The organism is Streptomyces sp. NPDC088554, assembly GCF_044752945.1.
GTDB lineage: Bacteria > Actinomycetota > Actinomycetes > Streptomycetales > Streptomycetaceae > Streptomyces.
Window position 1 is genome coordinate 66,158 of the sequence record NZ_JBIVMF010000004.1, and the last position, 25,711, is coordinate 91,868.

25 protein-coding genes and 4 pseudogenes are annotated in these 25,711 nt (G+C 70.4%); 11 read left to right on the forward strand and 18 right to left on the reverse strand.

The features are described from left to right. Positions 1-167 precede the first annotated feature (167 nt). From ACIP8W_RS05930 to ACIP8W_RS05940, 3 genes and pseudogenes are all read left to right on the forward strand, one after another. Positions 168-429: pseudogene (locus ACIP8W_RS05930) on the forward strand (hypothetical protein). Then, complete coding sequence (locus tag ACIP8W_RS05935; RefSeq protein WP_401946751.1) at positions 401-928, forward strand: DUF6879 family protein; 528 nt, start codon at positions 401-403, stop codon at positions 926-928. Before ACIP8W_RS05930 ends, ACIP8W_RS05935 begins: the two are co-directional and overlap by 29 nt. 24 nt (positions 929-952) lie before the next feature. Further along, a complete protein-coding gene (locus ACIP8W_RS05940) occupies positions 953-1,804 on the forward strand; it encodes a helix-turn-helix domain-containing protein (protein WP_401946754.1) in 852 nt (283 codons plus the stop codon). A gap of 78 nt (positions 1,805-1,882) precedes the next feature. Here the strand turns inward: ACIP8W_RS05940 and ACIP8W_RS05945 are convergent, their stop codons facing one another. The 8 genes from ACIP8W_RS05945 to ACIP8W_RS05980 form a co-directional block, all read right to left on the reverse strand. After that, positions 1,883-3,367 carry a carboxylesterase/lipase family protein gene (locus ACIP8W_RS05945; protein ID WP_401946757.1) on the reverse strand — a complete coding sequence of 495 codons (1,485 nt, stop codon included), beginning with the start codon at positions 3,365-3,367 and terminating at the stop codon, positions 1,883-1,885. 310 nt (positions 3,368-3,677) lie between these two features. After that, positions 3,678-6,089 carry an ATP-binding cassette domain-containing protein gene (locus ACIP8W_RS05950; RefSeq protein ID WP_402202107.1) on the reverse strand — a complete coding sequence of 804 codons (2,412 nt, stop codon included), beginning with the start codon at positions 6,087-6,089 and terminating at the stop codon, positions 3,678-3,680. An 84-nt stretch (positions 6,090-6,173) separates the two neighbouring features. Continuing rightward, positions 6,174-6,590 (reverse strand): VOC family protein, encoded by a 417-nt coding sequence (locus ACIP8W_RS05955; protein WP_401946762.1) that lies wholly within the window; start codon positions 6,588-6,590, stop codon positions 6,174-6,176. Positions 6,591-6,599: 9 nt separating this feature from the next. Beyond that, on the reverse strand, positions 6,600-7,097 hold the full coding sequence (locus ACIP8W_RS05960) for a helix-turn-helix transcriptional regulator (protein WP_401946765.1): 498 nt from the start codon (positions 7,095-7,097) through the stop codon (positions 6,600-6,602). Positions 7,098-7,148: 51 nt separating this feature from the next. Further along, the gene (locus ACIP8W_RS05965) at positions 7,149-7,724 is read right to left on the reverse strand and encodes a Clp protease N-terminal domain-containing protein (protein WP_401946768.1); all 576 of its coding nucleotides are present in this window, start codon (positions 7,722-7,724) and stop codon (positions 7,149-7,151) included. After that, positions 7,724-7,933, reverse strand: a complete 210-nt coding sequence (locus tag ACIP8W_RS05970) for a helix-turn-helix domain-containing protein (protein ID WP_401946771.1) — start codon at positions 7,931-7,933, stop codon at positions 7,724-7,726. Before ACIP8W_RS05970 ends, ACIP8W_RS05965 begins: the two co-directional genes overlap by 1 nt. A gap of 31 nt (positions 7,934-7,964) precedes the next feature. Then, the gene (locus ACIP8W_RS05975) at positions 7,965-8,936 is read right to left on the reverse strand and encodes a zinc-binding dehydrogenase (protein WP_401946774.1); all 972 of its coding nucleotides are present in this window, start codon (positions 8,934-8,936) and stop codon (positions 7,965-7,967) included. Between the two features lie 244 nt (positions 8,937-9,180). Then, a complete protein-coding gene (locus ACIP8W_RS05980) occupies positions 9,181-10,434 on the reverse strand; it encodes an NADP-dependent malic enzyme (RefSeq protein WP_401946777.1) in 1,254 nt (417 codons plus the stop codon). Positions 10,435-10,997: 563 nt separating this feature from the next. On the opposite strand from ACIP8W_RS05980, the gene ACIP8W_RS05985 reads away from it, so the two are divergent. The 4 genes from ACIP8W_RS05985 (at position 10,998) to ACIP8W_RS06000 (ending at position 14,566) form a co-directional block, all read left to right on the forward strand. After that, the gene (locus ACIP8W_RS05985) at positions 10,998-11,960 is read left to right on the forward strand and encodes an ABC transporter substrate-binding protein (RefSeq protein ID WP_401946779.1); all 963 of its coding nucleotides are present in this window, start codon (positions 10,998-11,000) and stop codon (positions 11,958-11,960) included. Between the two features lie 58 nt (positions 11,961-12,018). Then, positions 12,019-12,969 carry an amino acid ABC transporter permease gene (locus ACIP8W_RS05990; protein ID WP_401946781.1) on the forward strand — a complete coding sequence of 317 codons (951 nt, stop codon included), beginning with the start codon at positions 12,019-12,021 and terminating at the stop codon, positions 12,967-12,969. Further along, positions 12,966-13,730, forward strand: coding sequence for an amino acid ABC transporter ATP-binding protein (locus ACIP8W_RS05995; RefSeq protein WP_401946784.1), 765 nt, complete (start codon positions 12,966-12,968; stop codon positions 13,728-13,730). Before ACIP8W_RS05990 ends, ACIP8W_RS05995 begins: the two co-directional genes overlap by 4 nt. A 206-nt stretch (positions 13,731-13,936) precedes the next feature. Next, on the forward strand, positions 13,937-14,566 hold the full coding sequence (locus ACIP8W_RS06000) for a CGNR zinc finger domain-containing protein (RefSeq protein WP_401946786.1): 630 nt from the start codon (positions 13,937-13,939) through the stop codon (positions 14,564-14,566). On the opposite strand, the gene sodX is transcribed toward ACIP8W_RS06000, so the two are convergent. Further along, complete coding sequence (gene sodX / locus ACIP8W_RS06005; RefSeq protein WP_401946787.1) at positions 14,470-14,886, reverse strand: nickel-type superoxide dismutase maturation protease; 417 nt, start codon at positions 14,884-14,886, stop codon at positions 14,470-14,472. The two genes, ACIP8W_RS06000 and sodX, sit on opposite strands and share 97 nt — an antisense overlap. Before the next feature lie 150 nt (positions 14,887-15,036). Here sodX and sodN point away from each other — a divergent pair, with 150 nt between their 5' ends. Next, positions 15,037-15,432, forward strand: coding sequence for a superoxide dismutase, Ni (sodN, locus tag ACIP8W_RS06010; RefSeq protein ID WP_402202111.1), 396 nt, complete (start codon positions 15,037-15,039; stop codon positions 15,430-15,432). Positions 15,433-15,973: 541 nt separating this feature from the next. Here sodN and ACIP8W_RS06015 read toward each other — a convergent pair. Both ACIP8W_RS06015 and ACIP8W_RS06020 read right to left on the reverse strand, forming a co-directional pair. Beyond that, a pseudogene (locus ACIP8W_RS06015) lies at positions 15,974-16,138 on the reverse strand (metallophosphoesterase family protein); the annotation flags it as partial. 135 nt (positions 16,139-16,273) lie between these two features. Then, positions 16,274-16,699 (reverse strand): RidA family protein, encoded by a 426-nt coding sequence (locus tag ACIP8W_RS06020; RefSeq protein WP_401946793.1) that lies wholly within the window; start codon positions 16,697-16,699, stop codon positions 16,274-16,276. A 209-nt stretch (positions 16,700-16,908) separates the two neighbouring features. On the opposite strand from ACIP8W_RS06020, the gene ACIP8W_RS06025 reads away from it, so the two are divergent. Then, positions 16,909-17,607, forward strand: a complete 699-nt coding sequence (locus tag ACIP8W_RS06025; RefSeq protein WP_402154591.1) for a hypothetical protein — start codon at positions 16,909-16,911, stop codon at positions 17,605-17,607. Between the two features lie 13 nt (positions 17,608-17,620). Here the strand turns inward: ACIP8W_RS06025 and ACIP8W_RS06030 are convergent. The 6 genes and pseudogenes from ACIP8W_RS06030 to ACIP8W_RS06055 all read right to left on the reverse strand — a co-directional run. Beyond that, positions 17,621-17,959: pseudogene (locus tag ACIP8W_RS06030) on the reverse strand (GntR family transcriptional regulator); the annotation flags it as partial. A 268-nt stretch (positions 17,960-18,227) separates the two neighbouring features. Next, positions 18,228-18,680, reverse strand: coding sequence for a DUF6304 family protein (locus tag ACIP8W_RS06035; protein WP_401946797.1), 453 nt, complete (start codon positions 18,678-18,680; stop codon positions 18,228-18,230). A gap of 47 nt (positions 18,681-18,727) precedes the next feature. Beyond that, a pseudogene (locus ACIP8W_RS06040) lies at positions 18,728-18,948 on the reverse strand (dihydrofolate reductase); the annotation flags it as partial. A gap of 4 nt (positions 18,949-18,952) precedes the next feature. After that, positions 18,953-19,549 (reverse strand): GNAT family N-acetyltransferase, encoded by a 597-nt coding sequence (locus ACIP8W_RS06045; protein ID WP_401946800.1) that lies wholly within the window; start codon positions 19,547-19,549, stop codon positions 18,953-18,955. 66 nt (positions 19,550-19,615) lie between these two features. Beyond that, a complete protein-coding gene (locus ACIP8W_RS06050; RefSeq protein WP_402202114.1) occupies positions 19,616-20,674 on the reverse strand; it encodes a family 2 encapsulin nanocompartment cargo protein polyprenyl transferase in 1,059 nt (352 codons plus the stop codon). A 104-nt stretch (positions 20,675-20,778) separates the two neighbouring features. Then, positions 20,779-22,185: a family 2B encapsulin nanocompartment shell protein gene (locus ACIP8W_RS06055; protein ID WP_401946804.1), complete on the reverse strand. Its 1,407-nt coding sequence runs from the start codon at positions 22,183-22,185 to the stop codon at positions 20,779-20,781. A gap of 236 nt (positions 22,186-22,421) precedes the next feature. On the opposite strand from ACIP8W_RS06055, the gene ACIP8W_RS06060 reads away from it, so the two are divergent. Together ACIP8W_RS06060 and ACIP8W_RS06065 are read left to right on the forward strand one after the other, a co-directional pair. After that, on the forward strand, positions 22,422-23,012 hold the full coding sequence (locus ACIP8W_RS06060) for an N-acetylmuramoyl-L-alanine amidase (protein WP_401946806.1): 591 nt from the start codon (positions 22,422-22,424) through the stop codon (positions 23,010-23,012). Between the two features lie 58 nt (positions 23,013-23,070). Then, positions 23,071-24,021, forward strand: coding sequence for a 1-aminocyclopropane-1-carboxylate deaminase/D-cysteine desulfhydrase (locus tag ACIP8W_RS06065; RefSeq protein ID WP_401946808.1), 951 nt, complete (start codon positions 23,071-23,073; stop codon positions 24,019-24,021). A gap of 14 nt (positions 24,022-24,035) precedes the next feature. Here ACIP8W_RS06065 and ACIP8W_RS06070 read toward each other — a convergent pair whose 3' ends face one another. Then, on the reverse strand, positions 24,036-25,631 hold the full coding sequence (locus ACIP8W_RS06070; protein ID WP_402202116.1) for a Na+/H+ antiporter: 1,596 nt from the start codon (positions 25,629-25,631) through the stop codon (positions 24,036-24,038). Between the last annotated feature and the right edge of the window lie 80 nt (positions 25,632-25,711).

Genomic DNA, 25,711 nt, shown 5'->3' on the forward strand with positions numbered 1-25,711 from the left:
AGGGAACCCGGCCGCACTCCCACCAGGAATGTGCACCAATGTTCACACCAGCCAGTTACCCCTGTTTCAGAGCGACTTGTGCTCTTGTCAGGCGCCCTCCGTCAGCTCATTATGCTGAACATCAGCGCACACACAGCGAGCTGGAGGAACCATGCCGTTATTAGTTCATCGGCATCGACCCGAACACCGGGGAAGGCGAAAGCCCGACCGCCTGGGCGGACCACGAGCGACAGGAACTCGTCTTCCAAGGCCGGAAGGCCGACGAGGATTTGGAAGCGGAGTGCGCGGCCACGGAGATCCCCGGCCACGGAGATCCCCGGGCACGCGAAGGGCATCCCGGAGAACGAAGCCGTGATCCGGATTCCCGCCAGGATGGTGCACATCGTAAGGAAGGCATGCGATGCGCTTGACCGTCCCCAGCTGGGATGACCTCCTCGACTCGGCGCGTACCTCCGCCATGCACCTGGAGACGCGCGACTCCTACGCGGTCGACTACGAGAGCGGACCGTTCGCCGACTGGCGGGCCGGTTTCCGTATCGACCCGGCCGACCGGGCGTCCTGGTGGCGGCCGTGGCACACACTGATCGAGCGGACCGTGGCGCGCGGGGTCCTCGTACGCCGCGCGCGCATCGTGTCCGAACCGGTCAGCGAATACACCCGGTTCCTGCACGACGGCACGTTCAAGAACGTCACGGCCGGAGAGCAAGTGGTCTGGCTGCCACGCAGACAGACCACAGGCATCGCACTGCCCGGAAACGACTTCTGGCTCATTGACTACCAGCTGATCCGCTGGAACCATTTCACCGGCGAAGGCGCCTCAGCGGGGGGAGAGATGAGCGACGACCCGGCAGTGGCCGCGCTGTGCGCCACCGCGTTCGAGGCCGTCTGGGAGCGGGGCATTCCCCATGAGAAGTACCTGATCAGCTAGCGAGAGAGCACCCGAACCCGCCCCATGCCCGTATCTCCGTCCTCGTCGGCCCAGGCCGCACGCGAAGGCATCGCACAGCGCCTGCGCGCGCTTCGGGCCGACGCCGGAATCACCGGTTCCGAGCTGGCCGCCCGCTGCGGCTGGACTCATTCGAAGTCCAGCCGCATCGAGAATGCCCGAACGCCCCCGTCGCCTGCGGATATACGCGCATGGTGCGGTGCGTGCGGGGCGGAGGACCAGGCCGCCGACATCATCGCCCAGTCACACAACGCCGAGTCCCAGTACGTCGAATGGCGCCGCAAGGTACGAACGGGGCTGAAGCAGCTCCAGCACAGCTATGTGCCGCTGTTCAAAGCCACCCGGGTTTTCCGCGTCTACTCGGCCACGCTCGTCCCCGGCCTGCTGCAGACCGAGGGCTACGCCACCGGACTCATGTCGTCCATCACCGACTTCCGGGAAATCCCGAACGACGTCACACATGCGGTCGCCGCCCGCCTGGAACGGTCCCGGATCATCCACGAACCCGGACACCGCTTCGTACTCCTCATCGAGGAATCCGCACTGCGACACCACATCGGTGATGCGGAGGCAATGGCCGCCCAGCTCGGATATCTGCTGACCGCAGGCGCGCTGCCCTCGGTTTCGCTGGGTGTGATTCCGGCGGCGACACCGGAACGCTCCATCTGGCCGATGGAAACCTTCCACGTGTACGACGACACCCTCGTATCCATGGAACTCCTGTCCGCCCGGGTCACCGTCACCCAGCCGAGCGAAATCGCCCTCTACCTCAAGGCGTTCGAGGAGCTGCGCGGCATGGCCGTCTACGGAGCCGAGGCGCGGGCCCTGATCGTGAAAGCCATCGACGCTCTGAACTGACGATTCAACCGACCCGCAGCAGCCCCGGCACCGTCCGTGACGCGAAGGTCCCGGCCGGGCCGAGGCTGCGTTGCCCGTTCAGCCGGTGGCCGCGACCGCGTCCCACAGCGCGCACTGGTGGGCTGCGGTGAAGTCACCGGCCGGGCTCGGGCCGCCGGCTGACGCGGTCCGAAGGACCATCACCTCGCCCGGTCGGACACGCTGGTCAGCCATGTCGGGGAGGCCGGGGGCCCGGGGGACTCCGTGTGCGACGAACGACGACCAGTACTGGATCATCTGCCGGGACAGCTGCCGCTCCTCGGCGTTGAACGGCGCCTCGCGTCCGTGGTGCCGGAAGAGGTACTGGAGATCGTTGGTGTGCGTGGCCCCGAAGTCGTAGTCGGTGTTCTGGTTACGGAGATGCTCGGCGGGCGGACCGGTCACGTCCGCGAACTCGTACTGGTACACCGGGGCGCCCTGGGCGAGCTGCCGGCTGACGCGGGCGGTCGGACAGGAGTAGTCCCGGTCGCCGCGGGCGGCGGCGTGCGCGAGCGTCGGGGTCGGGTGGCCGGTCAGCGGATAGCGTGCCAGCACCTCGTCGGCGATGTCCTCGCCGAACCAGTCCCGCATGGCCCGGGGGTACTGTTCCGCTGTCAGCGGCCGGCCCTTGCCGTCGAAGTCGAAGTAGTCGAAGTACCGTCCCTCGTCGCGGTTGGTGCCGAAGAGGACCGGCACTTTCGCCTGCAGACCGGCCGCGAATGCCTCGGCGGGCTGACGCGGCAGTACGCGGTCGCCGACGACGGGCCCCCAGCCGTGGCGGGACTGCGCGGCGAGGATCTCCTGCGGGGACTTGGCGCGCAGGCAGTCCAGCACGGCGCCCGAGCCGGTGTCCGTACAGCCGAGAGCATCGGCGAAGGCGCGACCGGTGCTCCCTGCGTTCTCGAGGGGGATGGCCGCGCAGTCGCGGTAGGAGGCGGACTGGCTGATCGCGGCCCGGAACAGCCCGCGTGCGGTGGGCGAGGCCAGCTGGCTGCACACCGCACGGCCGCCCGAGGAATCCCCGGCGATGGTGACCGCGTACGGGTCGCCGCCGAATCGGGCGATGTTGGCGCGTACCCAGCGCATGGCGGCCTGCTGGTCGAGCAGGCCGTAATTGCCCCGCACGCCGGGCAGGGCCAGGAAGCCGGCCGCGCCGAGACGGTAGTTGATGGTCACCACGATCACGTTGCCCCGCGCGGCGAAACGGTCGGCGACGTAGTCCCTGCCGCCGCCCTGGACCATGCCGCCGCCGTGGATCCACAGCATCACGGGCAGCCGCCGCGGGCTCGCCGGGGTGTAGACGTTCAGGTTCAGGCAGTTCTCGGTGTACGTGGCCTGTTCGGGGTTCGTGCCCTGCGGGCAGCGGGGGCCGAATGCCGTGGCGTCGCGTATGCCTTCCCAGGCGGGGTGGGGCTGTGGTGGACGCCAGCGCAGTGTGCCGACCGGATCGGCGGCGTACGGAACGCCGAGGAACTGCCGTCCCTCGGCGGAGGTCTGTCCTCGGACCGGACCGGCGGTGGTCCGTACCACCGAGGACCCGTCCATGGCGGTGATCGCCGTACCGGATGCAGGAGCCGGAACGGAACCGGAACCGGAAGCAGACGCAGACGCAGACGCAGACGCGGAAGCGGGAGCGGGAGTGAGCACGGCAAGCAGCGTCGCGAGACACACTGCGGCAGCTGTGCGACGGGTGAGGAGCATGGGGGGATCGTCCTTCCACCGCTCGATATGCAGCGGCTGTGCGGTAGGGCAGCACTAAAGGATATTGATCTCTCAAGCTCTTGTACCGAAAACGGAATTCCACGCTCCTACGGAGAACGGGAAAGAACGGGAGAACGGCTCGCATCACGTCACGTCACGCCCCCGTGTACGCCGCCAAGTGCTCGGCCGTGAGCGTGGAGCGGGCGGCCACCAGCTCCGCCGGGGTGCCCTCGAAGACGATGCGGCCGCCGTCGTGGCCCGCGCCGGGGCCGAGGTCGATGATCCAGTCGGCGTGTGCCATGACCGCCTGGTGGTGCTCGATGACGATGACCGACTTTCCGGAGTCGACGATCCGGTCGAGCAGGCCGAGCAGTTGCTCGACGTCCGCGAGGTGGAGGCCGGTGGTCGGCTCGTCGAGGACGTACACGCCGCCCTTCTCCGCCAGGTGCGTGGCCAGCTTGAGCCGTTGACGCTCACCACCGGAGAGCGTGGTGAGCGGCTGGCCGAGGCAGAGGTAGCCGAGGCCGACATCGGCGAGCCTGCCGAGAATGACGTGCGCGGCGGGGGTGCGCGCCTCGCCCGCGCCGAAGAACTCCGCCGCCTCGGTCACCGACATCGCCAGCACCTCGCTGATGTCCCGGCCGCCGAAGTGGTGGTCCAGCACCGACGCCTCGAACCGCTTCCCCTCGCACTCCTCGCAGGTGGTGGCGGTCCCGGCCATCATCGCCAGGTCGGTGTAGATGACGCCCGCGCCGTTGCAACCGGGGCAGGCGCCCTCGGAGTTGGCGCTGAACAGCGCCGGTTTCACCCCGTTGGCCTTGGCGAACGCCTTGCGGATCGGGTCGAGCAGTCCGGTGTACGTCGCCGGGTTGCTCCGGCGCGAGCCCTTGATCACGGCCTGGTCGATGGCGACCACGCCGTCCCGTCCGGCCACCGAGCCGTGGATCAGCGAACTCTTGCCGGAACCGGCGACCCCGGTGATCACGGTGAGCACGCCGAGCGGGATGTCGACGTCGACGTCCTTCAGGTTGTGCGTACCGGCGCCGCGTACCTCCAGCACACCCGACCGCTCGCGCACCGACGGCTTCAGCGCGGCCCGGTCGTCCAGGTGCCGTCCGGTGAGCGTGCCGCCGGCCCGCAGCCCCTCGACGGTGCCCTCGAAGCAGACGGTGCCCCCTTCCGTACCGGCGCCGGGGCCGAGGTCGACGACATGGTCGGCGATCACGATCGTCTCGGGCTTGTGCTCCACGACGAGCACCGTGTTGCCCTTGTCCCGCAGCCTCAGCAGCAGGTCGTTCATCCGGCTGATGTCATGGGGGTGCAGCCCGATGGTGGGCTCGTCGAAGACATAGGTGGTGTCGGTCAGCGAGGAACCGAGGTGGCGGATCATCTTGACGCGCTGCGCCTCGCCCCCCGACAGCGTGCCCGCCGGCCGGTCCAGCGAGAGATAGCCGAGACCGATCTCCACGAACGCGTCGAGGGTCTTCCCCAGCGCGGTGAGCAGTGGCGCCACCGAGGGCTCGGCGAGACCGCGTACCCACTCGGCCAGGTCGCTGATCTGCATCGCGCACGTCTCGGCGATGTTGACCCCGCCGATCCGTGACGACCGGGCCGCCTCGCTGAGCCGGGTGCCGTCGCACTCGGGGCAGGCGGTGAAGGTGACCGCCCGGTCCACGAACGCCCGGATGTGCGGCTGCATCGCCTCCCGGTCCTTGGACAGGAACGACTTCTGGATCTTGGGGATCAGCCCCTCGTACGTGAGGTTCACCCCCTCGACCTTCACCTTGGTCGGCTCCCGGTAGAGGAAGTCCTGCATCTCCTTCTTGGTGAACTTGACGATCGGCTTGTCCGGGTCGAGGAAGCCCGACTCGGCGTACGTCCGCACGGTCCACCAGCTGTCCGACTTCCAGCCGGGGATGGTGAACGCGCCCTCGGAGATCGACTTGGAGGCGTCGTAGAGCTGGGTGAGGTCGATGTCGGAGACCGTGCCCCGGCCCTCGCAGCGCGGACACATGCCGCCGACGACGCTGAAGCTGCGCCGCTCCTTCACCGTCCGCCCGCCCTGGACGAGCGTGACCGCGCCCGCTCCGCTGATGGAGGGGACGTTGAAGGAGTACGCCTTGGGCGAGCCGATGTGCGGCTTCCCGAGCCGGCTGAAGAGGATGCGCAGCATCGCGTTGGCGTCGGTGACGGTGCCGACCGTGGAACGCGGGTCGGCGCCCAGCCGCTGCTGGTCGACGATGATCGCGGTCGTCAGCCCTTCGAGTACGTCGACCTCGGGCCGCCCCAGCGTCGGCATGAAACCCTGGACGAAGGCGCTGTAGGTCTCGTTGATCAGCCGCTGCGACTCGGCGGCGACCGTGCCGAACACCAGCGAGCTCTTGCCGGAGCCCGAGACCCCGGTGAACACCGTGAGCCGGCGCTTCGGGATCTCGATGCTGACGTCCTTGAGGTTGTTCACGCGCGCGCCGTGCACACGGATCAGATCGTGGCTGTCCGCGATGTGCGGGCCGGTCGCGACGGGCTTCGCGGGCGACCGCGTGTCCTTCCTCGGGGCCATACTCATCGCCTCTCCGTCCTCATCGTCACCGGTCCGATCGCCTTATCGCTTACTTCGATTGCTTCGATTGCTTCGATTGCTTCGATCGTCTTATCGCTCACGGGGCTGGGTGAAGCGGAGCATGTTACCGGCGGGGTCGCGGAAGGCGCAGTCACGGACGCCGTACGGCTGGTCGACCGGCTCCTGGAGCACCTCGCCGCCTGCGGCCCGGACGCGTTCGAAGGTGGCGTCGCAGTCGTCGGTGGAGAAGATCACGCCCCGCAGCAGCCCCTTGGCCAGCAGTTCCGCCATCACCTGCTTGTCGGCCTGTGAGGCGTTGGGGTCGGCGAGCGGCGGTTCGAGGACGATCTCGACGTCCGGCTGGGCGGGTGACCCGACGGTCACCCAGCGCATTCCCTCGAACGCGACGTCGTTGCGTACCTCCAGGCCGAGCGCGTCGAGGTAGAAGGCGAGCGCCTTGTCATGGTCGTCGACGGCGATGAAGCACTGTGCGAGTTTGATGTCCATGCCTCGACGCTACGAGGCGGCGGCTGATTCCGCTTCTCCGTTCCTGACCGGTTCGCCGGTACGGGCCGGAGCACCGCTCCCGCCGCCCGGGGCACCGCTCCGACCGGCACCGGGCCCCGGCCGTACCGGCCGTGTGAGGACCTTGGCGACGCACGCCGGGATCGCGGCCCCGGCCTCGTGGGGGCGGGCCCGGTAGACGCTGGGGCTCTCGCCGACCAGCTCGGTGAAGCGCGAGCTGAACGACCCCGGCGAGGTACATCCGACCGCGAAGCAGACCTCCGTCACGCTCAGATCACCCCGGCGCAGCAGCGCCTTCGCCCGCTCGACACGGCGGGTCATGAGATAGCCGTACGGTGTCTCCCCGAAGGCGGCGCGGAAGCTCCGGGAGAAGTGTCCCGGGGACATGAGGGCGACCCGCGCCAGCGCCGGGATGTCCAGTGGCCGCGCGTAGTCGCGGTCCATCGTGTCCCGGGCGCGCCGTAGCCGTACCAGGTCGTCCAGGGTCATACGTACCAGGATCGCACGGCGCCCGCGCCCAGCCCCGGCCCCGGCCCGGCCTCAGACCGCCGTGGGCAGTCCGCCCTCGCCCCACTCGCCGAACATCGCGCGCTCCAGGGCCGCGTACGTCGCGCCGTGGTCCGCCAGTACCTCGGCGGCGACGCCCGGCCGGGCGGCCAGGGCCAGCAGAAGGTATTCGGCGCCGATGCGGCGGTCCCGGCGGCCTTGGGCGATACGGAGCGACTCGACCAGGACCGCCTTGGCGGCGGGGGTGAAGGCGCGCGTCGCGAGCCGACGGCGGGACTGCTTCGCGGTGGGACGCATCGCGCCCTCGCCATGGGCCCGCTCGACCTTCGCGACGATCTCGCCCAGGTCGATGCCGAGCCCGGCCAGCGCCTGCTCGTCCGCCCGGGAGAGGCCGCCGCGCCGCCGGGCGTCGGTGAGCGCGGTCTCGATGGACGCGCGCCGGTCCGTGAGGCCGAGCGCGGCGAACGCGAACGACGCGCGCGTGCCGCGCTGTTCGAGGAGGGCCAGCAGCAGGTGTTCCTCCGCGACCGGGTCCGTTCCCGTACGTTCCGCCTGACCGACCGCCCCGGTGACAACGCTCCGGGCGTCCTGGGTGAACCGTTCGAACATCACTGCCTCCCGTGTTTCTTGTGCGCGGCCTGCCGGCTGACGCCCAGCTCGTCCGCGATCTCCTGCCACGACCAGCCCTGGTTACGGGCGCCTCGTACCTGTACGGCTTCGAGCTGTTCCAGCAGCCGTCGCAGCGCGGCGACCGCCCGGAGCCCGATCCGGGGGTCGCGGTCGCCCGCCCGTGCGGCGAGATCCGTTGCTTCGGTCATGACGTCAACTTACGTTGACACGGGAGGCGTGTCAACCTTCGTTGACACGCAGCACCACCTTGCCGAACAGCTCCCCCTCCGCCATCAGCCGGAAGCCCTCCCGTGCCCGGTCCAGCGGCAGCACCCGGTCGATCACCGGCCGCACCCCCTTCGCCGCGCAGAACGAGAGCAGCCCGGCCAGCTCGTCCCGCGAGCCCATGGTCGAGCCGACGACCTTCAGCTCCAGGAAGAAGATCCGGGTCAGCTCCGCGTGTGCCGGCCGGTCGCCGCTCGTCGCGCCGGAGATGACCAGCGTGCCGCCGCGCCGCAGGCACTTGACCGAGTGCGACCAGGTCGCGGCGCCGACCGTCTCGATCACCGCGTCCACCCGGTGCGGCAGCCGCGCGCCCGGCTCGAACGCCTCCTGGGCGCCCAGCTCCACCGCCCGCGCCCGTTTCACGGCGTCGCGGCTGGTCGCGTACACGCGCAGCCCCGCCGCGCCGCCGAGCACGATCGCCGCCGTGGCGACCCCGCCGCCCGCGCCCTGGACGAGGACCGAATCCCCGGGCCGTACACCGGCGTTGGTGAAGAGCATGCGGTACGCGGTCAGCCAGGCCGTGGGCAGACAGGCGGCCTCCTCGAAGCTCAGCCCGGGCGGCTTGGGGAGGATGTTCGCGGTCGGCACGGTCACCTGTTCGGCGAAGGTGCCCTGGTGCCGCTCGGTGAGGATCGACCGGGGCTCGGCGTCGGGCGCCCCGTCGTCACCTCCGCCGATGACGGAGTGCACGACGACCTCGTTGCCGTCGGGGTCCGTCCCTGCGGCGTCACAGCCGAGGATCATCGGCAGCCGCTCGGCGGAGAGCCCCACCCCGCGCAGCGACCACAGGTCGTGATGGTTCAGGGAAGCGGCCCGTACGGTGACGGTGGTCCAGCCCGGACGCGCCCCGGGCGCCGGGCGTTCGCCCAGCTCCAGGCCGTCGAGGGGGCGGACGGGGTCGATTCTGGCTGCGTAGGCGGCGAACATGGCCCGACGATAGGCCGGGGACGGCGCCCGGTGGAACCCGTACGGGCCCGGTCGAACCATACGTACACGAAGGAACCGTACGTACGGAAACGAGCGGGCCCGCACCGGAGAAGCCCCCGGGAAGGCCCCTACGGGAACGGCCCTGCGGCGGAACCCCTACGGGCCGCCCCGCCGGGAACGCGCCCGACACCGGGAGCATCCCCGACACCGGGAACGCGCCCCGACGCCGGGAACGCGCCCCCGATTACCTGCGCGCCACGCCCTCGGCCCTGGCCGCCGCCGCCACCGCGGCCGTGACCGCCGGGGCGACGCGCTCGTCGAAGGGGGACGGGATGACGTAGTCCGCCGCCAGTTCCTCCCCGACGACATCGGCCAGCGCGTCCGCCGCGGCGATCTTCATGCCCTCGGTGATCCGGGACGCCCGCACCTGGAGCGCGCCCGCGAAGATGCCGGGGAAGGCGAGGACGTTGTTGATCTGGTTCGGGTAGTCCGACCGGCCGGTGGCCACGACCGCCGCGTACCGGTGCGCGATGTCGGGGTGGACCTCGGGGTTCGGGTTGGCCATGGCGAAGACGAACGCCCCGGGGGCCATCGCCGCGATGGCGGGCTCCGGGACCGTACCGCCCGAGACGCCGATGAACACGTCCGCGCCGGACAGCGCGGACTCCAGCGAACCGGAGAGCCCGGCACGGTTGGTCAGCCCGGCCAGCTCGCGCTTGACGTCGGTGAGATCCTCGCGGTCGGCGCTGACGAGCCCCTTGCGGTCGGCCACGGCGACATCGCCGATGCCCGCCGCCAGCAGGAACTTCGCGATGGCGACCCCGGCCGCGCCCGCACCGGAGATGACGGCGCGCAGGTCACCGAGGGTGCGGCCGGTCAGCTTCGCCGCGCCCCGCAGGGCGGCGAGGGTGACGACGGCCGTGCCGTGCTGGTCGTCGTGGAAGACGGGGATGTCCACGCGCTCCTGGAGCCTGCGCTCGATCTCGAAGCAGCGGGGCGCCGAGATGTCCTCCAGGTTGATCCCGCCGAAGGAGGGGGCGAGCCGCACGACGGTCTCGATGATCTCGTCCGTGTCGGTGGTCGCGAGCGCCAGCGGCACCGCGTCGACACCGCCGAACTGCTTGAACAGGATCGCCTTGCCCTCCATCACGGGGAGCGAGGCCTCCGGCCCGATGTCGCCGAGTCCGAGCACCGCCGTACCGTCCGTCACGACGGCGACGACCTGCGACTTCCAGGTGTAGTCGTGCACCAGCTCGGGGTTCTCGGCGATCGCGCTGCACACCTTGGCGACACCGGGGGTGTACGCGAGGGACAGGTCGTCCTTGTCCCGGACGGGCACCGTGGCCTGGATGGCCATCTTGCCGCCGCGGTGGAGCGCGAAGGCCGGATCGAAGGGCTCGTCGGTGCCCGATGTACCGGATGCCGTACCGGCCGCGCCGCTCACGCCGCCCGTCAGGTCTGCACTGTCGCTGCGAGGATTGACGATCTCCGCTGCCATGTTCGTAACCCCTTAGAAGTCTTCATCGGTTGAGGGTGTCCACTCCTGGTCGAGGAGGGTGGGTGGGCGCCGCGTACCTACCCGCTCGGCGGTCGCGCCCCCAGGGATCCCCGGGGATGTCGTCGCGCCCACAGGGATCTATACGTACGCGCGGGCACGCCGCACACGTGCCGGGGCCCCGGATCAGGGGTGTGATCGTCCTTCTTACCGGACGGACCCGGTCCTTCACGAGTCCGCGCCCAGGCCGCGTACCGCCCATATCTCCGCGGTGACATGACTCATAGCCGATAATTCGGGCACAGAAGGCAACCGCTATGAATCACTCCCGAAAAGGGAGGCGGACGGAGATCTTCCGGCCGGAAGAAGGCATTCCGACGGATGGTCCGGCGTGATGGGCCGCTACGTCGAGGTCAGGGGGTGTCCCGTTACCCGATTTTGACATGACGGGTCCCCTGATTGGGTCAGTCCAAATGGCAGGATGCCACTCATCACACACGGTGGCGGCGCTCGAAGACGCGTGCTGGCCACTTTGGCAGCCCCTCACCCGCCGGAGGACCCTGATCATGACCGCACGCACCATCCGTCGTACGACCGCCGCGAAGTCCCGCATCGCCGCGGCCGGCGCGATCGTGGTCGCCGGCACCATGCTGCTGACCGCCTGCGGCGACCAGACGAAGAATGGCTCGGAAGGGTCCCCCTCGGCCGCCGAGAGCAAGGCCCCGCTCTTCGACCAGCTCCCCAAGGACATCCAGGACAAGGGCGTCATCAAGGTCGGCTCGGACATCGCGTACCCGCCGGTGGAGTTCAAGGACGACTCCGGGAAGACGGTCGGCATCGACCCGGACATCGCCGACGCCCTCGGCAAGGAGCTGGGGGTGAAGTTCGAATTCGAGAACGGCACCTTCGACACCCTCGTCACGGGTCTGCGTTCGAAGCGGTACGACATCGCCATGTCGGCCATGACGGACACGAAGAACCGCCAGGACGGCATCGACCCCGAGACCAACAAGAAGGTCGGCGAGGGCGTCGACTTCGTCGACTACTTCACGGCGGGCGTCTCCCTCTACACCAAGAAGGGCGCCGACACGGGCATCACCAAGTGGTCCGACCTGTGCGGCAAGAAGATGGTCGTCCAGCGGGCCAGCATCTCGGAGGACCTGGCCAAGGCCGAGAGCAAGAAGTGCGTGGCCGACGGCAAGGGCGCGATCTCCCTCGAAGCGTTCGACAACGACCAGCAGGCCCAGACCCGACTGCGCAGCGGCGGCGCCGTGGTCGGCTCCAGCGACTTCCCGGTCGCGGCGTACGCGGCGAAGACCTCGGGCGGCGGCAAGGACTTCGAGGTGGTCGGCGAGCAGGTCGAGGCCGCTCCGTACGGCATCGCCCTCGCCAAGAACAACCCGCTGACGAAGGCGCTCCGATCCGCCCTCGACGCGATCATCAAGAACGGCGAGTACGGCAAGATCCTGACCAAGTGGGGCGCCGAGGCCGGTGCGGTCAAGGAAGCCAGGCTCAACGGCGGTTCCTGAACCGCGTCGGGCCGAAAGGCTGAGCTGGCCGAAGTGAAGGGCTGAAAGGCAACCCCCCGTGACTGTCGACATCAACAAGTCGGACGGACCGAAGGCCGGGCCTCCGGAACCGGCGACCGCCGTTCCGGAGGCGATCAGGGCCGTACCCGTACGCCACTACGGGCGCTATGTGTCCGCGCTCGTGGCGATCGGTCTGTTCGTCGCCATCGTGTACGCCTTCTCGCAAGGCAAGATCAACTGGGGCGCCGTCCCCGAGTACTTCTTCGACGACCGGATCCTCAAGGGCGTCGGGCAGACCATGCTGCTCACGGTCCTGTCGATGCTGATCGGTGTCGTCGGCGGCATCATCCTCGCGGTGATGCGGCTCTCGAAGAACCCGGTGGTCAACTCGATCGCCTGGTTCTACATCTGGTTCTTCCGCGGCACCCCGGTCCTGGTCCAGCTGATGGTCTGGTTCAACCTCGGCCTGGTCTTCGAGTACATCAACCTCGGGCCGATCTACAAGGACTACTGGTCCAGCTTCATGACGCCGTTCCTGACGGCTCTGCTGGGCCTCGGCCTGAACGAGGCCGCGTACATGGCCGAGATCTGCCGCGCCGGTCTGCTCTCGGTCGACGAGGGCCAGACGGAGGCCTCGCACGCGCTGGGCATGAGCCAGGGCAGGACGCTGCGCCGGGTGGTGATCCCGCAGGCGATGCGCGTGATCGTGCCGCCGACCGGCAACGAGGTCATCAACATGCTGAAGACGACCTCGCTGGTGGCGACGGTGCAGTTCTACGAGCTACTGCGGTACGCGCAGGACATCGGGCAGACGTCGGGCTCCCCGGTGGAGATGCTCTTCCTCGCCGCCGCCTGGTATCTGGTCCTGACCTCGGTCCTGAGCATCGGGCAGTTCTATCTGGAGCGGTACTACGCGCGCGGTTCCAGCCGCAGCCTGCCGCAGACCCCGTTCCAGCGGATCAGGGCCACGGTGCTGTCCGTCGGCCGGCCCAAGGGAGGCATGGCATGACCACGGCGATGGTGAAGGCGGAGGGCGTCCACAAGTCCTTCGGCGCCGCCCACATCCTCAAGGGCATCGATCTGGAGGTCGCCCCCCAGGAGGTCTTCTGCCTGATCGGTCCGTCCGGCTCCGGCAAGTCGACGTTCCTGCGGTGCATCAACCATCTGGAGAAGGTGAGCGCGGGACGGCTCTCGGTCGACGGCGAGCTGGTCGGCTACCGGCAGAAGGGCGACAAGCTGTACGAGCTGAAGGACAGCGAGGTCGCCAAGAAGCGCCGGGACATCGGCATGGTCTTCCAGCGCTTCAACCTCTTCCCGCACATGACGGCGATCGAGAACATCATGGAGGCGCCGGTCCAGGTCCGCGGCGAGGCCAAGGCCGTGGCCCGCGCCCGCGCCGAGCGGCTGCTCGACCGGGTCGGACTGGCCGACAAGGCGGCGAACTACCCCTCGCAGCTCTCCGGCGGCCAGCAGCAGCGCGTGGCCATCGCCCGCGCGCTGGCGATGGAGCCCAAGCTGATGCTCTTCGACGAGCCGACCTCGGCGCTCGACCCCGAGCTGGTGGGCGATGTGCTGGACGTGATGCGCGATCTGGCGGAGTCCGGCATGACGATGATCGTCGTGACGCACGAGATGGGCTTCGCACGCGAGGTCGGGGACGCGCTGGTGTTCATGGACGACGGCGTGGTCGTCGAGTCCGGGCACCCGCGCGACGTCCTGGGCAATCCGCAGCACGACCGGACGAAGTCGTTCCTGTCGAAGGTGCTGTAGCGCGGAAACGCTACGGGTGAGGGGGCGGTACGGGGTCCCGTACCGCCCCCTCACCCATGGGTACCGCTCCCGGCGGACGTCACGCCGGACGGCCGGACGTCACGCCGGGCGCCGCCACCCGCACGGAACGTAATACCCTAGAAGCGCGAGGAGCCATTACGGGCTCCGCCGATCCCGACCCCGGACCGCTTCCGTAAGGACTACAGGTGGAACTGGCCTCTTACTCGGACTACGCCGTACGCCTGGTCAACACCGAGGAACCGGCCCGCGGCGCGGACACCCTGACCTCGGTCGAGGCCGTCCGTGCCCTCTTCGGCGCGAACAGCCAGGCGGCCCGGCGCGCCACGGAAGCGGACATCCCGCGCTTCCGTTCCGTACGGTCACGGCTGCGCGCCGTCTTCACCGCCGCCGACGAGGGCGAGGCGACCGGGGCGGTGGACATGCTGAACTCGTTGCTGCTGGAATTCCCGGTCAGCCCGCAGGTCTCCGGCCACGACCTCCTCGACGACGAGGGGCACCCACGCTGGCACATGCACCTCGCGGAGCACCCCTCCAACGCCACGGCGGGCTATGCGGCGACCGCCGCGATGGGGCTCGCCTTCCATCTGACGGCGTACGGGGTGGACCGGCTGGGCCTGTGCCAGGCTCCGCCGTGCCGTAACGCCTATCTCGACACCTCCACCAACCGGTCGCGCCGCTACTGCTCGGACCGCTGCGCGACCCGCGCCAACGTCGCCGCCTACCGGGCCCGCAAACGCCTGGAGACCGAACGCTCCGCCCGTACGAGCCGCAGTGCGGACAGCAGCCAGGAGACCACCGCGCGCGCCGACCGCTGATCCCCCAGCGGCCGGTAGCGCACCCTGACCCGGCCGAGCAGCAACTCCTCGGGCACCGTGCCGAACACCCGGCTGTCGCCCTCGGCGCCCGGATTGTCCCCGAGCACCCACCATCCGCCGTCGCGCCGCTCCGCCAGCCGCTTCACGATCAACAGGTCCTGCTGCAACGGGTGCTTCAGCACCGCCACATCGCCCGGCCGCACCGGGGCGCGGTAGTGCACCAGGAGCTGATCGCCGTGTTTGAGCGTCGGATACATGGACGGGCCCATGACCTCAGCGATTCCCAGCAACACCCTCGGCTCCCTCCCGCGCTCCGCCATCCGGTCACCTCCCGTTACCACGGTACGTTCCGTCACGAGTCCCCTACCGACCCCGGACTTTTGTCCTAAGCCCCAGGGGCACCCGCGAAAAGACGCTTCTCACGGAGTAATGTCCCACCTGAGAAGACGATCACGAGGAAGGACAGCTCCATGCTTTCCCGCCTGTTTGCCCCCAAGGTGAAGGTCAGCGCCCACTGCGACCTCCCCTGCGGCGTGTACGACCCCGCCCAGGCCCGCATCGAGGCCGAATCGGCCAAGGCCGTCCAGGACAAGATGGCCGCCAACGACGACATCCACTTCCAGGCGCGCGCCACCGTCATCAAGGAGCAGCGCGCCGAGTTGGCCAAGCACCATGTCTCGGTGCTCTGGAGCGACTACTTCAAGCCCCCGCACTTCGAGAAGTACCCGGAGCTGCACCAGCTGGTCAACGACACCCTGAAGGCCCTCTCGGCCGCCAAGGCGTCGACGGACCCGGCGACGGGCCAGAAGGCGCTGGACTACATCGCCCAGCTCGACAAGATCTTCTGGGAGACCAAGAAGGCCTGATCCCCGATCCAGGCCCCACGACGGCACCCGGCCCGCCCAGCGGACCGGGTGCCGTCGTTTTCACCGACTGCCCCCGTCCCCCGCAGGGTCTTCGGAGTCCTCGTCGAACGGCGTGTCGCTCCAGCGGAACCACGCGCGGCCGCCCTCTGCGCGCAGGAGGAACTCCGCCACGGCTCCGTCCGGCGCCACCGGCGAGACCGCCCGTCGTATCCCGTCGTACGCGGCCTCCCAGGCGTCCGGCTCCTCGTCGTCGCGGTCGGTCGGGACGAGCTCCTCGCCGTCGCGGTCGGTCAGGACGAGCTCCTCGTCGTCGCGCGGGGTCGCGTGGCAGAACAGGACGTCGCCCAGCCCCCGTCACCCGCAGATACCGCGTGGCCGGCAGCGCGGCCAGCAGGTCGATCCGGTCCTCGCGCAGCCGGCCCGCCGCCCGGGTGGGGATCGTGTCGGCGGCGGGCGGTACGCCCCTGCGCAGCTCGACGAGTTCGCGGTCGGCGTTGCCGCCGATCAGCACGGCCCGGTCGCCCAGCCGGGCCGGCCGGTCGAGCACTTCGGAGGGCTGCGGCCCGGCGGCGATGTCGCCGGTGACCACGATGCGGTCGGCCGCGGCCACCTCGGGTTCGGCGAGCACCGCCTCCAGGGCGGGCAGAACGCCGTGGATGTCGGAGAGAACGGCTACACGGCCGGGCGGGGTCGACACCGATCCCACTCCCCCTTCGGGCGGGCGCCGGGTGACGGTGAGGCCCCGTTCGCGCGGCGCGGAATCGCCATACGTGAGTTGTCGTCATGAACAGTCACAAACAGTCATGAACGGGCATCGGCGGCGTTGCCGCGTTGCCGTACGTCAGACCGTCCCGGCGCCCTCCGGAACCTCCGGGACCTCCGCCACCGCCGTGATCTCGACGAGCTGGCCGGTATATCCCAGGCACGCGACCCCGAGCAGCGTGGACGCGTGCGGACCCAGCGTCAGTCCGCCCGCGCGGACCACCTCCCAGACCCGGCTGAGGTCCGCCGGATCGCTCGTGACCACCGACACCGTGGTCACCACGACATCGCCCAGCCCGCAGCCGATCGCCCTCAACGCGGTCTCCAGATTGGCGAGGACCTGCTCGGTCTGCGCGACGAAGTCCTCGGGACCGACGAGTTTGCCGTCCGCGTCGAGCGGTACGGCACCGGCCAGAAAGGCCAGCCTCCGGCCCGTCTCGACGATCGCGGTGTGCGCGTAGTCCGGTGGCGGGAACAGACCGGGCACGGTCATACGGTGGGCCATCTCAATCGCTCCTTAAGTGTCTACCCGCTGATACGGCTGCGGGCCCGCCCCTGCTCAGCCTCACCCCGCCCGGACCACCGGTTCTTCCCGTACGACAAGACGGATCGGCGCCTCCCCCGCCACCGGTACGACAGGGAGGGACGGACGCCCCGAAACGTCCCGGGCGGCCTTTCCCCCGCCTTCCGCGCCCCCCTTGGTAACGTCGATCGGTGGACTTCAGTACGGAGATCGGCGCCTCGCCCCAGCACGGTCTCGGCCGCACCATCGAGGGCGAATTCACCACACGGCTGACGGTACGGACCGACTGTCCCGACCGGGCCGCCCCGCTCGGTGAGTGGGCCGCCGCCCACGGCCTCGCGCTCACCCCCGGCGTCCTGGACCGTGGGCGCACACCCTCCCGGCCGACGCTCGTCCTGCGCGGCACCGGCTGCCTGGACGAACAGCGGCGCGCCGCCGAGCGGTGTGTCCTGCGGCTGGCGGAGGCCGGATTCACCGTCGTACGGACCAAACTGGAGGCGGCCCCGTGGAACACGGGCGTACCGCAGACGGACGCCGAGGCCGCGACGCTGCCCGCGCGGTGTCACTTCGAGCACCGGGTGACCCTGCGGCTGCCGATCCCGTACGACACCACCCGGCTGACCACGGCCGTCCAGCGGCACTCCGCCCATGTCTCGCGCGACGCCCGCCGGGCGCTCCCCGGCGGGGTCCAGGAACGCTCCGTCACCCAGCAGGTGCGCGGCGCGGGCAGACCGGCGGCGCGGGCCCGGCTGGACGCGCTGCTCGACGGGCTCGTCGGGGCGGGCTTCCAACCGGCCGATGTGGAGGAGGAGTTCGTCCTGTACGACGACAACCCGGCGGTGGACGGCGGCTGGGTGGAGGAGCCGGCCGAGCGCAGGCCGGGCGGATGAGCCGCTGGCGCGCCAGGCCCGCGCGCACCAGGCTCACCACCTCGTCCTCCGGCAGGCCCAGCTCACGCGCCTCGGCGACCAGTTCGCCGACGCGTTGCGGCAGCCGCGCGCGCCCCTGCGCACCGGGCAGCTCCACGACCACCGCGCCGCGCCCCCGGCGCAGCTCTGTCAGTCCCTCCTCGCGGAGGCGCTGGTAGCCGCGGAGGACGGTGTGCACATTGATGTCCAGGGAGCCCGCGAGGGCGCGGGCCGCCGGGAGGCGGTCACCGGGGGCGGCCGTTCCGGCGGCGACGGCGCCGCGTACCGAGGCCGCTATCTGGTCGCCGAGCGGTACGGCCGACGCGGGGTCCACCCGGAAGAGCGTGTCAGCGGCCCCCGCGTCGTTCGTCGGGGCCGGCGCACATTCGCAAAACCGTTTCGGGCAGCGTTCACGACAACCTCCCATTGTTCACACATAGAACAATGGGAGGTTCACCAGAACAAGGCCCGCACCAGGTTCGGACCAGGGGCGAACCACGGCCGAATCAGGGTCATACCGGATGCGCCGGGCACCAGTTCATCCCAGACGCCGAGGCCGGGCCGTGACAGAACGTCAGACGCCGGTCAGGGACGGGGCCGGTTCAGGCCACCCCCACCAGCGGGCGGTCGCCCAGCTCCGTATCGGTCGGCAGCTGGCGCCGGATCCGGCCGAGCGCCTCCTCGAAGCCGCCGCCCGCGATACCCGACGCGTAGGCCGCCCCGCCGCAGTGCAGTGTCAGGCTCAACTCGGCGCGCCCCACCGGGCCTTCGGAGTCCCGCTCCCCCAGCGCCAGCAGACAGCTCAGCGTGGCCTGCTGGACCGTACCCTCGGAGCTGACGGGCAGGGGGATGTCCCACTCCATGACGCAGGAGGACAGCACCTCTCCCGCCTCCGCCGTGCCCACCGCCTGAAGAACGGCGAAATCCGCCCCCTCGTACTCAACTCCCCTGATCTGTGTACGCACTTGCTGCCCGCCCGCGGTGAGGGTGATCGCTTCCGCCCCCTGGCGGTCCCGATACCAACCCGCCCATGAATCAGTCGACTCCGCTTCCATGGCGCGGACTTTAGCGGTGGCGGCGATTCCGCCGCAGCACGGGTGGCCTACTCGCCGCCCACCGCACCGTCGCGCTTTCTGGCGTACGTCCTGACGAGCACCCCGCTCCCAAAGGTTCGCACGGATTCCAGCCTGTACGCACGCAGGGCGAAGCCGGCCCCGAACATCGCATGCCCGAGCCGAGGACCAGCGGATATGCTTTGATGGCCAACTCATCCACCTCATCGGCGAGTTGGCCCGCGAGGTCCGCGCCGCCGCAGAGGTGGACGCGGTCAGCCGCCCTGCGGCTCACGCCACATGGGCCACATCTGCGGCCCGTCCGGCAGATCCACGGTCTTCTCCATGAAGTCGAACCCGAGCCGCTCGTAGAGCCGGCTGCTGCGCGCGTTGCTCGCCTCCAGATAGGCCCCGACGCCGTCGCGGTCACAGCGCTCCAGTACGGGTTCGATCAGCGCCCGGCCCAGGCCCTCCCCCTGGCGGTCCGGGGAGACCGCGATCATCAGCAGGTACGCGTGCGCCCGGTCGTACGGATGGGCCTCGCCCGTCAGCCGTCCGACCAGCTCGGCCCGCTCGTTGTCCGGGTCGGAGACCTCCCGCATGAGGGCCGGGCCGTTGTCCTCCTCCTCGGGCTTCCCCGCGGGCACATGGAGCCAGAGCGCCATGGCGGACTCGTCCTCCAGCAGGTCCACCCAGCCCTCGGCGAGCGCGATATCGGCGAACACCCCGAGGAACAGGCCGTTCACCTTGCGGCGGTGGAGCGGGTCGGGAAAGATCCAGTGGCAGACCGGATCGTCGTAGAAAGCCTCTTCGAGCAGCCGCACCAGCGTCGCCCGGTCGGCCTCCCCCGCCCGCCTGATTCGTACACTCATCCTTCGGCCCTCCCCTTGATCGTCAACTTGACGCTGAGATCCTAGGGTTGGTTCCGAACATCCGTATCAGTGGGTACGCCGTGTCACGAACTCCGCCAGTGCCAGCAGGTCCCCCGCCGCCACGATGTCCGGCACCGCGCGGGACAGCTGGTGGACCGCCCGGGACATCCGGTCCGCCGCCTGGAGCTGCGCCCACTCGCGCCCGCCCGCCCGCTCGACGGCCGACGCCGCCCGCCGGACGGCGTCGGGACCGTCCATCGGCCCCCGGTACAGCTCGGCCAGCTCCTCGGCCGCCGGGGTGCCCGAGGCCAGCGCGGCGACCACGGGCAGGGACTTCTTGTGGGCGACGAGATCGGCGCCCGCCGGTTTGCCCGTACGCCCGGGGTCGCCCCAGATCCCGATCAGGTCGTCGATCAGCTGGAAGGCGAGCCCGGCCTCCCGGCCGAAGGCGTCCATCGCGTCGACCTGTTCGTCGTCCGCGCCCGCGTACAGCGCGCCGAGGGCGCACGACGTGCCCAGCAGGGCGCCCGTCTTGGCCGTCGCCATGGCGACGCACTCGGGGAGCGAGACCTCGTGCGGGCCGAGCCCCTCGAAGGCGCAGTCGGCCTGCTGGCCCGCGCACAGCTCGATGACGCAGGAGGCGAGCCGGGCCGAGGCCGCCGGGGCCGCCGGGTGCGGGTCCTCGGCGAGCACCCGCAGGGCGAGCGCCATCATGGCGTCGCCCGCGACGATCGCGTCCGGCGCGCCGAAGACCGTCCAGGCGGTGGCGCGGTGGCGCCGCGTCGGGTCCTCGTCGATCACGTCGTCGTGGAGCAGGGTGAAGTTGTGGGCCAGCTCCACGGCGACAGCCGCCCGTACGGCATGGGTCGCCTCCCCGGCCGTCGGGTCCCCGCCGAGTGCCCGCGCCGCCGCGAGCACGAGCGCCGGCCTGATCACCTTGCCCGCCGGTTCCGAGGCCGGGGCGCCGTCGGCGTGCTCCCAGCCGAAGTGGTACGCGGCGACCCGCCGCAGGGCGCGGGGCAGCGCCGCGACGGCGGACCGCAGCGGGGGATCGACGGCGATACGGGTGCGCTCCAGCAGGGCCACTGCCTCATGGCCCTCGGTGGTGGCATCCACTGTGGTCATGGTCACTTCTTCTCTCTTGCCGCGTGAAGGGGGAGGTACGGGAACGGCCCCGGGCGGGCCGCCGTGCGGTAGGGACACACCAGCCCGCCCGGGGCGCCGGTGCCTCAGCTCCAGCGGCCGACTTCGACGTTCTCCAGCACACCGAGGGCGTCCGGCACCAGCACCGCCGCCGAGTAGTAGGCCGTGACCAGGTACGAGATGATCGCCTGGTCGTCGATGCCCATGAAGCGGACCGACATGCTCGGCTCGATCTCGTCCGGAATGCCGCTCTGCTGGAGACCGATCACGCCCTGCTCGGCCTCGCCCGTACGCATGCAGATGATCGAGGTCGTCCTGGCGTCCGAGATCGGGATCTTGTTGCTCGGGAAGATCGGCACCCCGCGCCAGGCCGGCACGTGGTGACCCCCGATCTCCACGCTGTCCGGGTAGATCCCACGCTTGCTGCACTCGCGGCCGAAGGCGGCGATGGCGCGCGGATGGGCGAGGAACAGCTTCGAGCCGCGGCGACGCGACAGCAGCTCGTCCATGTCGTCCGGGGTCGGCGCGCCGTCGTGCGGCTGGAGCCGCTGGCCGTAGTCGCAGTTGTTCAGCAGGCCGAACTCGCGGTGGTTGATCAGCTCGTGCTCCTGGCGCTCGCGCAGCGCCTCGACCGTGAGCCGCAACTGCTGCTCGGTCTGGTTCATCGGCTGGTTGTAGAGGTCCGCGACCCGGCTGTGCACCTTCAGCACGGTCTGCGCGACGCTCAGTTCGTACTCGCGCGGCGCTCCCTCGTAGTCCACGAACGTGTGCGGGACGACGGCTTCGCCGACATGTCCGGCGGACAGGTCGATCGCCGCCTCGCCGTACTTGTTGGTCCGCTGCCGCGGTACGGCGGCGACCGCCTCCAGATGCGCGCGCAGCGAGTCCTCGCGCTCCGCGAGGTTGCGCACGTCCTGGCGCGAGAGCACCAGCACGGTGCAGGCCGTCGCCGCGCGTGCGGTGTAGGCCCAGGTGGCCTCCCCATCCACCAGGGCCTGCTCGCCGAAGTACGAACCGTCGGCGAGGACTTCGAGCACCGCGTCGTCCCCGTAAGGGCCCTCCCCCAGCTTCTCCACCCTGCCGTGCGCCAGCAGGAAGACCTCGTCGGCCGCGTCGCCGGACACGGCCATCACCTGGCCCGCCGCGAACTCCCGCTGCTCGCAGCGGCGCGCCAGCTCGGCGAGGACCGGCTCCTCCTCGTACCCCCGCAGCGCGGGCAGTTCGCCCAGCTCGGCGGGGATGACCGCGACGCGGTCCGCCGTCTGTACGAAGGTCACCCGCCCGTCGCCCACGGCGTAGCTGAGGCGGCGGTTCACCCGGTACGTACCGCCCTGCACCTGGACCCACGGCAGCATCCGCAGCAGCCACCGCGAGGTGATCTCCTGCATCTGCGGTGCCGACTTGGTGGTGGTCGCCAGGTTCCGTGCGGCATCCGTTCCCAGACTCTGCTGGGGCGGCGGCTGCACTGCGCGGACCTCGTTACCAACCGACATGAAATTTCCCCTCGAACTCTTGAGCTATTCGATCAGCTGCTGCCCTACGAGAAGAATGGTTCCATCACTTGGCGTAAAGACGCCATTACACAAACGAGTGGGAATGGAACGCGTGAAACGGGGCACAACACGCGGAAGTTCATCCCCGCAGCGCATTACGAAGACAAACTGTCGGGATCGGCTCTCCATCGATACACACCATTCCCCCACATGATCATCATCGAAAGGAGTCGGCCATGGCCCCACCCATGTCCGCGAGCAGCTTTCTCAACGCACTGAAGAATGAAGGGCTGACAGTCGTTCAAGTGGGCGATTGGCGAACGCATAATCGAAATCACAAAGGCGTTTGGGGACCCGTCAACGGCGTGATGATCCATCACACCGTCACCAAGGGAACCGACGCCACCGTCCGTATCTGCAAGGACGGTTACGCGGCCCTCCCCGGCCCGCTGTGCCACGGCGTCATCGCCAAGGACGGCAAGGTCCACCTCGTCGGCTACGGCCGCACCAACCACGCCGGGCTCGGCGACGGCGACGTCCTCGCGGCCGTCGCCGCCGAGAAGCGGCTCCCCCCGGCCCACTCGGCCAACACCGACGGGAACCCGCACTTCTACGGCTTCGAGTGCGAGAACCTCGGCGACGGCAAGGACCCCTGGCCCGAGGTCCAGCTCGACGCGATCGAACGCGCGGCCGCCGCGATCTGCCGGCACCACGGCTGGGGCGCGCCCTCCGTCATCGGCCATCTGGAGTGGCAGCCGGGCAAACCCGACCCGCGCGGCTTCACCATGGCCGCGATGCGCGAGCGCGTCCGGGACCGCCTCAAGTAGCGCCTCCCCCTGACCGCCCCCGGCCGCCCCGCCCCCGCCGAGCCCGGACAATGGAGAGATGACCTCCCACGAAGCGCTCGGCCTCGACGCCCTGCGGCCCCGGCTCCCGTCGCCGCTGCGGCCGGTCGAGGACGAGCGCTTCGCCCGGCACGGCGTACGGCTGCTGCTCAAGCGAGATGACCTGATCCATCCCGATCTGTCCGGCAACAAATGGCGCAAACTCGCCCCGAACCTCCATGCGGCGAAGGCCGCCGGCCGGCGCACGCTGGTGACCTTCGGCGGCGCGTACTCCAACCATCTGCGCGCGACCGCCGCCGCGGGCCGGCTGCTCGGCTTCGCCACCGTCGGCGTCGTCCGCGGACAGGAGCTGGCCGACCGCCCGCTCAACCCGTCGCTCGCCCGGTGCGCGGCCGACGGGATGCGGCTGCGGTACGTGGACCGCGCCACCTACCGCCGCAAGGCGGAGCCCGCCGTCGTGGCCGCGCTGCTCGCCGGGGCGGGGCTGGAGCCGGACACGGTGTACGTGGTCCCCGAGGGCGGCAGCAACACGCTCGCCGCCCGGGGCTGCGCGGACCTCGGCCGGGAACTGCGCGGCACGGCCGCGACGGTCGCCGTCGCCTGCGGTACGGGCGGGACCCTGGCCGGACTCGCCGCCGGACTCGGGCCCGGCCAGCGCGCGCTGGGGTTCCCCGTACTGAGAGGCGGGTTTCTCGACAAGGAGATACGTGACCTCCAGCGCGCCGCCTTCGGGGGCCCCGCCGGTGACTGGCGCCTGGACGACCGCTTCCACTTCGGCGGCTTCGCCCGTACCTCCACCGCGCTCGACGCCTTCGCCACGGAGTTCGGGGAGCGCCACGGGCTGGCGGTGGAACGTCTCTATGTCGCCAAAATGCTGTACGGACTGACGGAGCTGGCGGCGGAGGGCGCCTTCGCCCCGGACACCGCCGTCGTCGCGGTCATCACGGGCGGCCCCGAGCCGGAGAGCACCGGCGGCCCGGCGCCCTCGTAACCGCGCCGCGCCCCTCAGCCCTCCTCCCGGTACACCGCCGCCTCCTCCAGGTCCAGTCGGCGCAGCAGCGTCCGCATCATCTCGTCGTCGATCCGCCGCCCGTCCCGCAGCTCCACGAAGACCGCGCGCTCCGCCTCGATCATCTCCCGCGACAGCCGCCGGTAGGTCTCGTCCGCCGACTCCCCCGTCACCTCGTTGACCGCCCCGAGCCGCTCCCAGACCGCGTTGCGGCGGCGCTCCAGTCCGGTGCGCAGCCGGTCGGCCAGCGGCTTCGGCAGCGCGTTGCGCTCGTCGGCCAGCAGCTCGTCCAGCCGCCGTTCCGCGGCCGTGGACGCCTCGCTCTGCGCCTGCGCCTCGGCCAGGGTCCTGGCCTGCCGGTCGGGGCCCGCCACCTTGAGCAGCCGGATCAGCGCGGGCAGGGTGAGCCCCTGGACGACCAGGGTGCCGATCACGGTGACGAAGGTCAGGAACAGGATGAGGTCGCGCCCGGGGAAGGGTTCGCCGTCATGCGTGGTCAGCGGGATCGAGAACGCGATGGCCAGCGACACCACCCCGCGCATCCCGGCCCAGCCGACGATCAGCGGCGCGGTCCTGTCGGTGTCCGGCTCGCGCTCCCTGATCCGGGCGGACAGGGCGCGCGGCAGGAAGGTCGCGGGGAAGACCCAGACGAACCTGACCACCACGACGGCCACGAAGATCCCCACCGCGTAGAGCAGCGCCTGCCCGCCCCCGTACTCCCCGAGCCCCCGCAGTACGAGCGGCAGTTGCAGTCCGATCAGCGCGAAGACGACCGATTCCAGGACGAAGGCGACCATCCGCCAGACGGCGGCCTCCTGCAACCGGGTCTCGAAATCCACCTGCCAGGAGCGGTGTCCCAGATGGAGCGCGACCACCACGACCGCCAGCACCCCGGACGCGCCCACCGCTTCGGCCGCCGCGTAGGCGACGAAGGGGATGAGCAACGACAGCGTGTTCTGGAGCAGCGCCTCGGTCAGCCGGGTGCGCAGCCAGTGCAGCGGCACCATCAGCACCAGCCCGATCCCGACCCCGCCGACCGAGGCCAGCGCGAACTCCGCCGACCCGGAGCCCCAGCCGGCGCCCGCGCCCACCGCGGCGGCCAGCGCGACCTTGAACGCGGTGATCGCGGTCGCGTCGTTGAGCAGCGACTCGCCCTGGAGGATGGTGGTGATGCGGCTCGGCAGCCCCAGTCTGCGGGCGATGGCGGTGGCCGCCACCGCGTCCGGCGGCGCGACGACCGCGCCCAGCACCAGGGCGGCGGTCAGCGGCAGACCGGGCACCAGCAGATGGACCAGCCAGCCCACCGCCAGGGTCGCGAACAGGACGTACCCCACCGACAGCAGCGCGATGGGCCGCGCGTGCGCGCGCAGGTCGAGGTACGAGCTGTCCACCGCCGCCGTGTAGAGCAGGGGCGGCAGCAGCAGCGGCAGCACGATGTGCGGGTCGAGCGCGTACTCGGGCACCCCCGGTACGTACGCGGCGATCAGGCCCGCGGTCACCAGCAGCAGCGGCGCGGCCACGGGTGTCCTGCGGGCCGCCCCGGCGATCACCGCGCTGCCCGCCACCAGTCCGACCAGTGGAAATACGTCCATCACACCGTCCTCACAACGCTGCCCTCACCCGCGTTCGCGACCCGTCCGCGCCTGTCCGCACCCGTTCACGCCCATCCGCG

Excerpts from the sequence above, each read along its gene's own strand:
- ACIP8W_RS05955 (WP_401946762.1), bottom strand. The coding sequence starts at position 6,590 with ATGGACATCAAACTCGCACAGTGCTTCATCGCCGTCGACGACCATGAC.
- ACIP8W_RS05995 (WP_401946784.1), top strand. The coding sequence starts at position 12,966 with ATGACCACGGCGATGGTGAAGGCGGAGGGCGTCCACAAGTCCTTCGGC.
- ACIP8W_RS05950 (WP_402202107.1), bottom strand. The coding sequence starts at position 6,089 with ATGAGTATGGCCCCGAGGAAGGACACGCGGTCGCCCGCGAAGCCCGTC.
- ACIP8W_RS05980 (WP_401946777.1), bottom strand. The coding sequence starts at position 10,434 with ATGGCAGCGGAGATCGTCAATCCTCGCAGCGACAGTGCAGACCTGACG.
- ACIP8W_RS06050 (WP_402202114.1), bottom strand. The coding sequence starts at position 20,674 with ATGACCACAGTGGATGCCACCACCGAGGGCCATGAGGCAGTGGCCCTG.
- ACIP8W_RS05960 (WP_401946765.1), bottom strand. The coding sequence starts at position 7,097 with ATGACCCTGGACGACCTGGTACGGCTACGGCGCGCCCGGGACACGATG.
- ACIP8W_RS05940 (WP_401946754.1), top strand. The coding sequence starts at position 953 with ATGCCCGTATCTCCGTCCTCGTCGGCCCAGGCCGCACGCGAAGGCATC.
- ACIP8W_RS06045 (WP_401946800.1), bottom strand. The coding sequence starts at position 19,549 with ATGAGTGTACGAATCAGGCGGGCGGGGGAGGCCGACCGGGCGACGCTG.
- ACIP8W_RS06020 (WP_401946793.1), bottom strand. The coding sequence starts at position 16,699 with ATGGCCCACCGTATGACCGTGCCCGGTCTGTTCCCGCCACCGGACTAC.
- ACIP8W_RS05945 (WP_401946757.1), bottom strand. The coding sequence starts at position 3,367 with ATGGACGGGTCCTCGGTGGTACGGACCACCGCCGGTCCGGTCCGAGGA.
- sodX (WP_401946787.1), bottom strand. The coding sequence starts at position 14,886 with ATGGCGGAGCGCGGGAGGGAGCCGAGGGTGTTGCTGGGAATCGCTGAG.
- ACIP8W_RS06070 (WP_402202116.1), bottom strand. The coding sequence starts at position 25,631 with ATGGACGTATTTCCACTGGTCGGACTGGTGGCGGGCAGCGCGGTGATC.
- ACIP8W_RS06055 (WP_401946804.1), bottom strand. The coding sequence starts at position 22,185 with ATGTCGGTTGGTAACGAGGTCCGCGCAGTGCAGCCGCCGCCCCAGCAG.
- ACIP8W_RS05965 (WP_401946768.1), bottom strand. The coding sequence starts at position 7,724 with ATGTTCGAACGGTTCACCCAGGACGCCCGGAGCGTTGTCACCGGGGCG.
- ACIP8W_RS05975 (WP_401946774.1), bottom strand. The coding sequence starts at position 8,936 with ATGTTCGCCGCCTACGCAGCCAGAATCGACCCCGTCCGCCCCCTCGAC.
- ACIP8W_RS05970 (WP_401946771.1), bottom strand. The coding sequence starts at position 7,933 with ATGACCGAAGCAACGGATCTCGCCGCACGGGCGGGCGACCGCGACCCC.
- ACIP8W_RS06035 (WP_401946797.1), bottom strand. The coding sequence starts at position 18,680 with ATGGAAGCGGAGTCGACTGATTCATGGGCGGGTTGGTATCGGGACCGC.
- ACIP8W_RS06060 (WP_401946806.1), top strand. The coding sequence starts at position 22,422 with ATGGCCCCACCCATGTCCGCGAGCAGCTTTCTCAACGCACTGAAGAAT.
- ACIP8W_RS05935 (WP_401946751.1), top strand. The coding sequence starts at position 401 with ATGCGCTTGACCGTCCCCAGCTGGGATGACCTCCTCGACTCGGCGCGT.
- ACIP8W_RS05985 (WP_401946779.1), top strand. The coding sequence starts at position 10,998 with ATGACCGCACGCACCATCCGTCGTACGACCGCCGCGAAGTCCCGCATC.
- sodN (WP_402202111.1), top strand. The coding sequence starts at position 15,037 with ATGCTTTCCCGCCTGTTTGCCCCCAAGGTGAAGGTCAGCGCCCACTGC.
- ACIP8W_RS06065 (WP_401946808.1), top strand. The coding sequence starts at position 23,071 with ATGACCTCCCACGAAGCGCTCGGCCTCGACGCCCTGCGGCCCCGGCTC.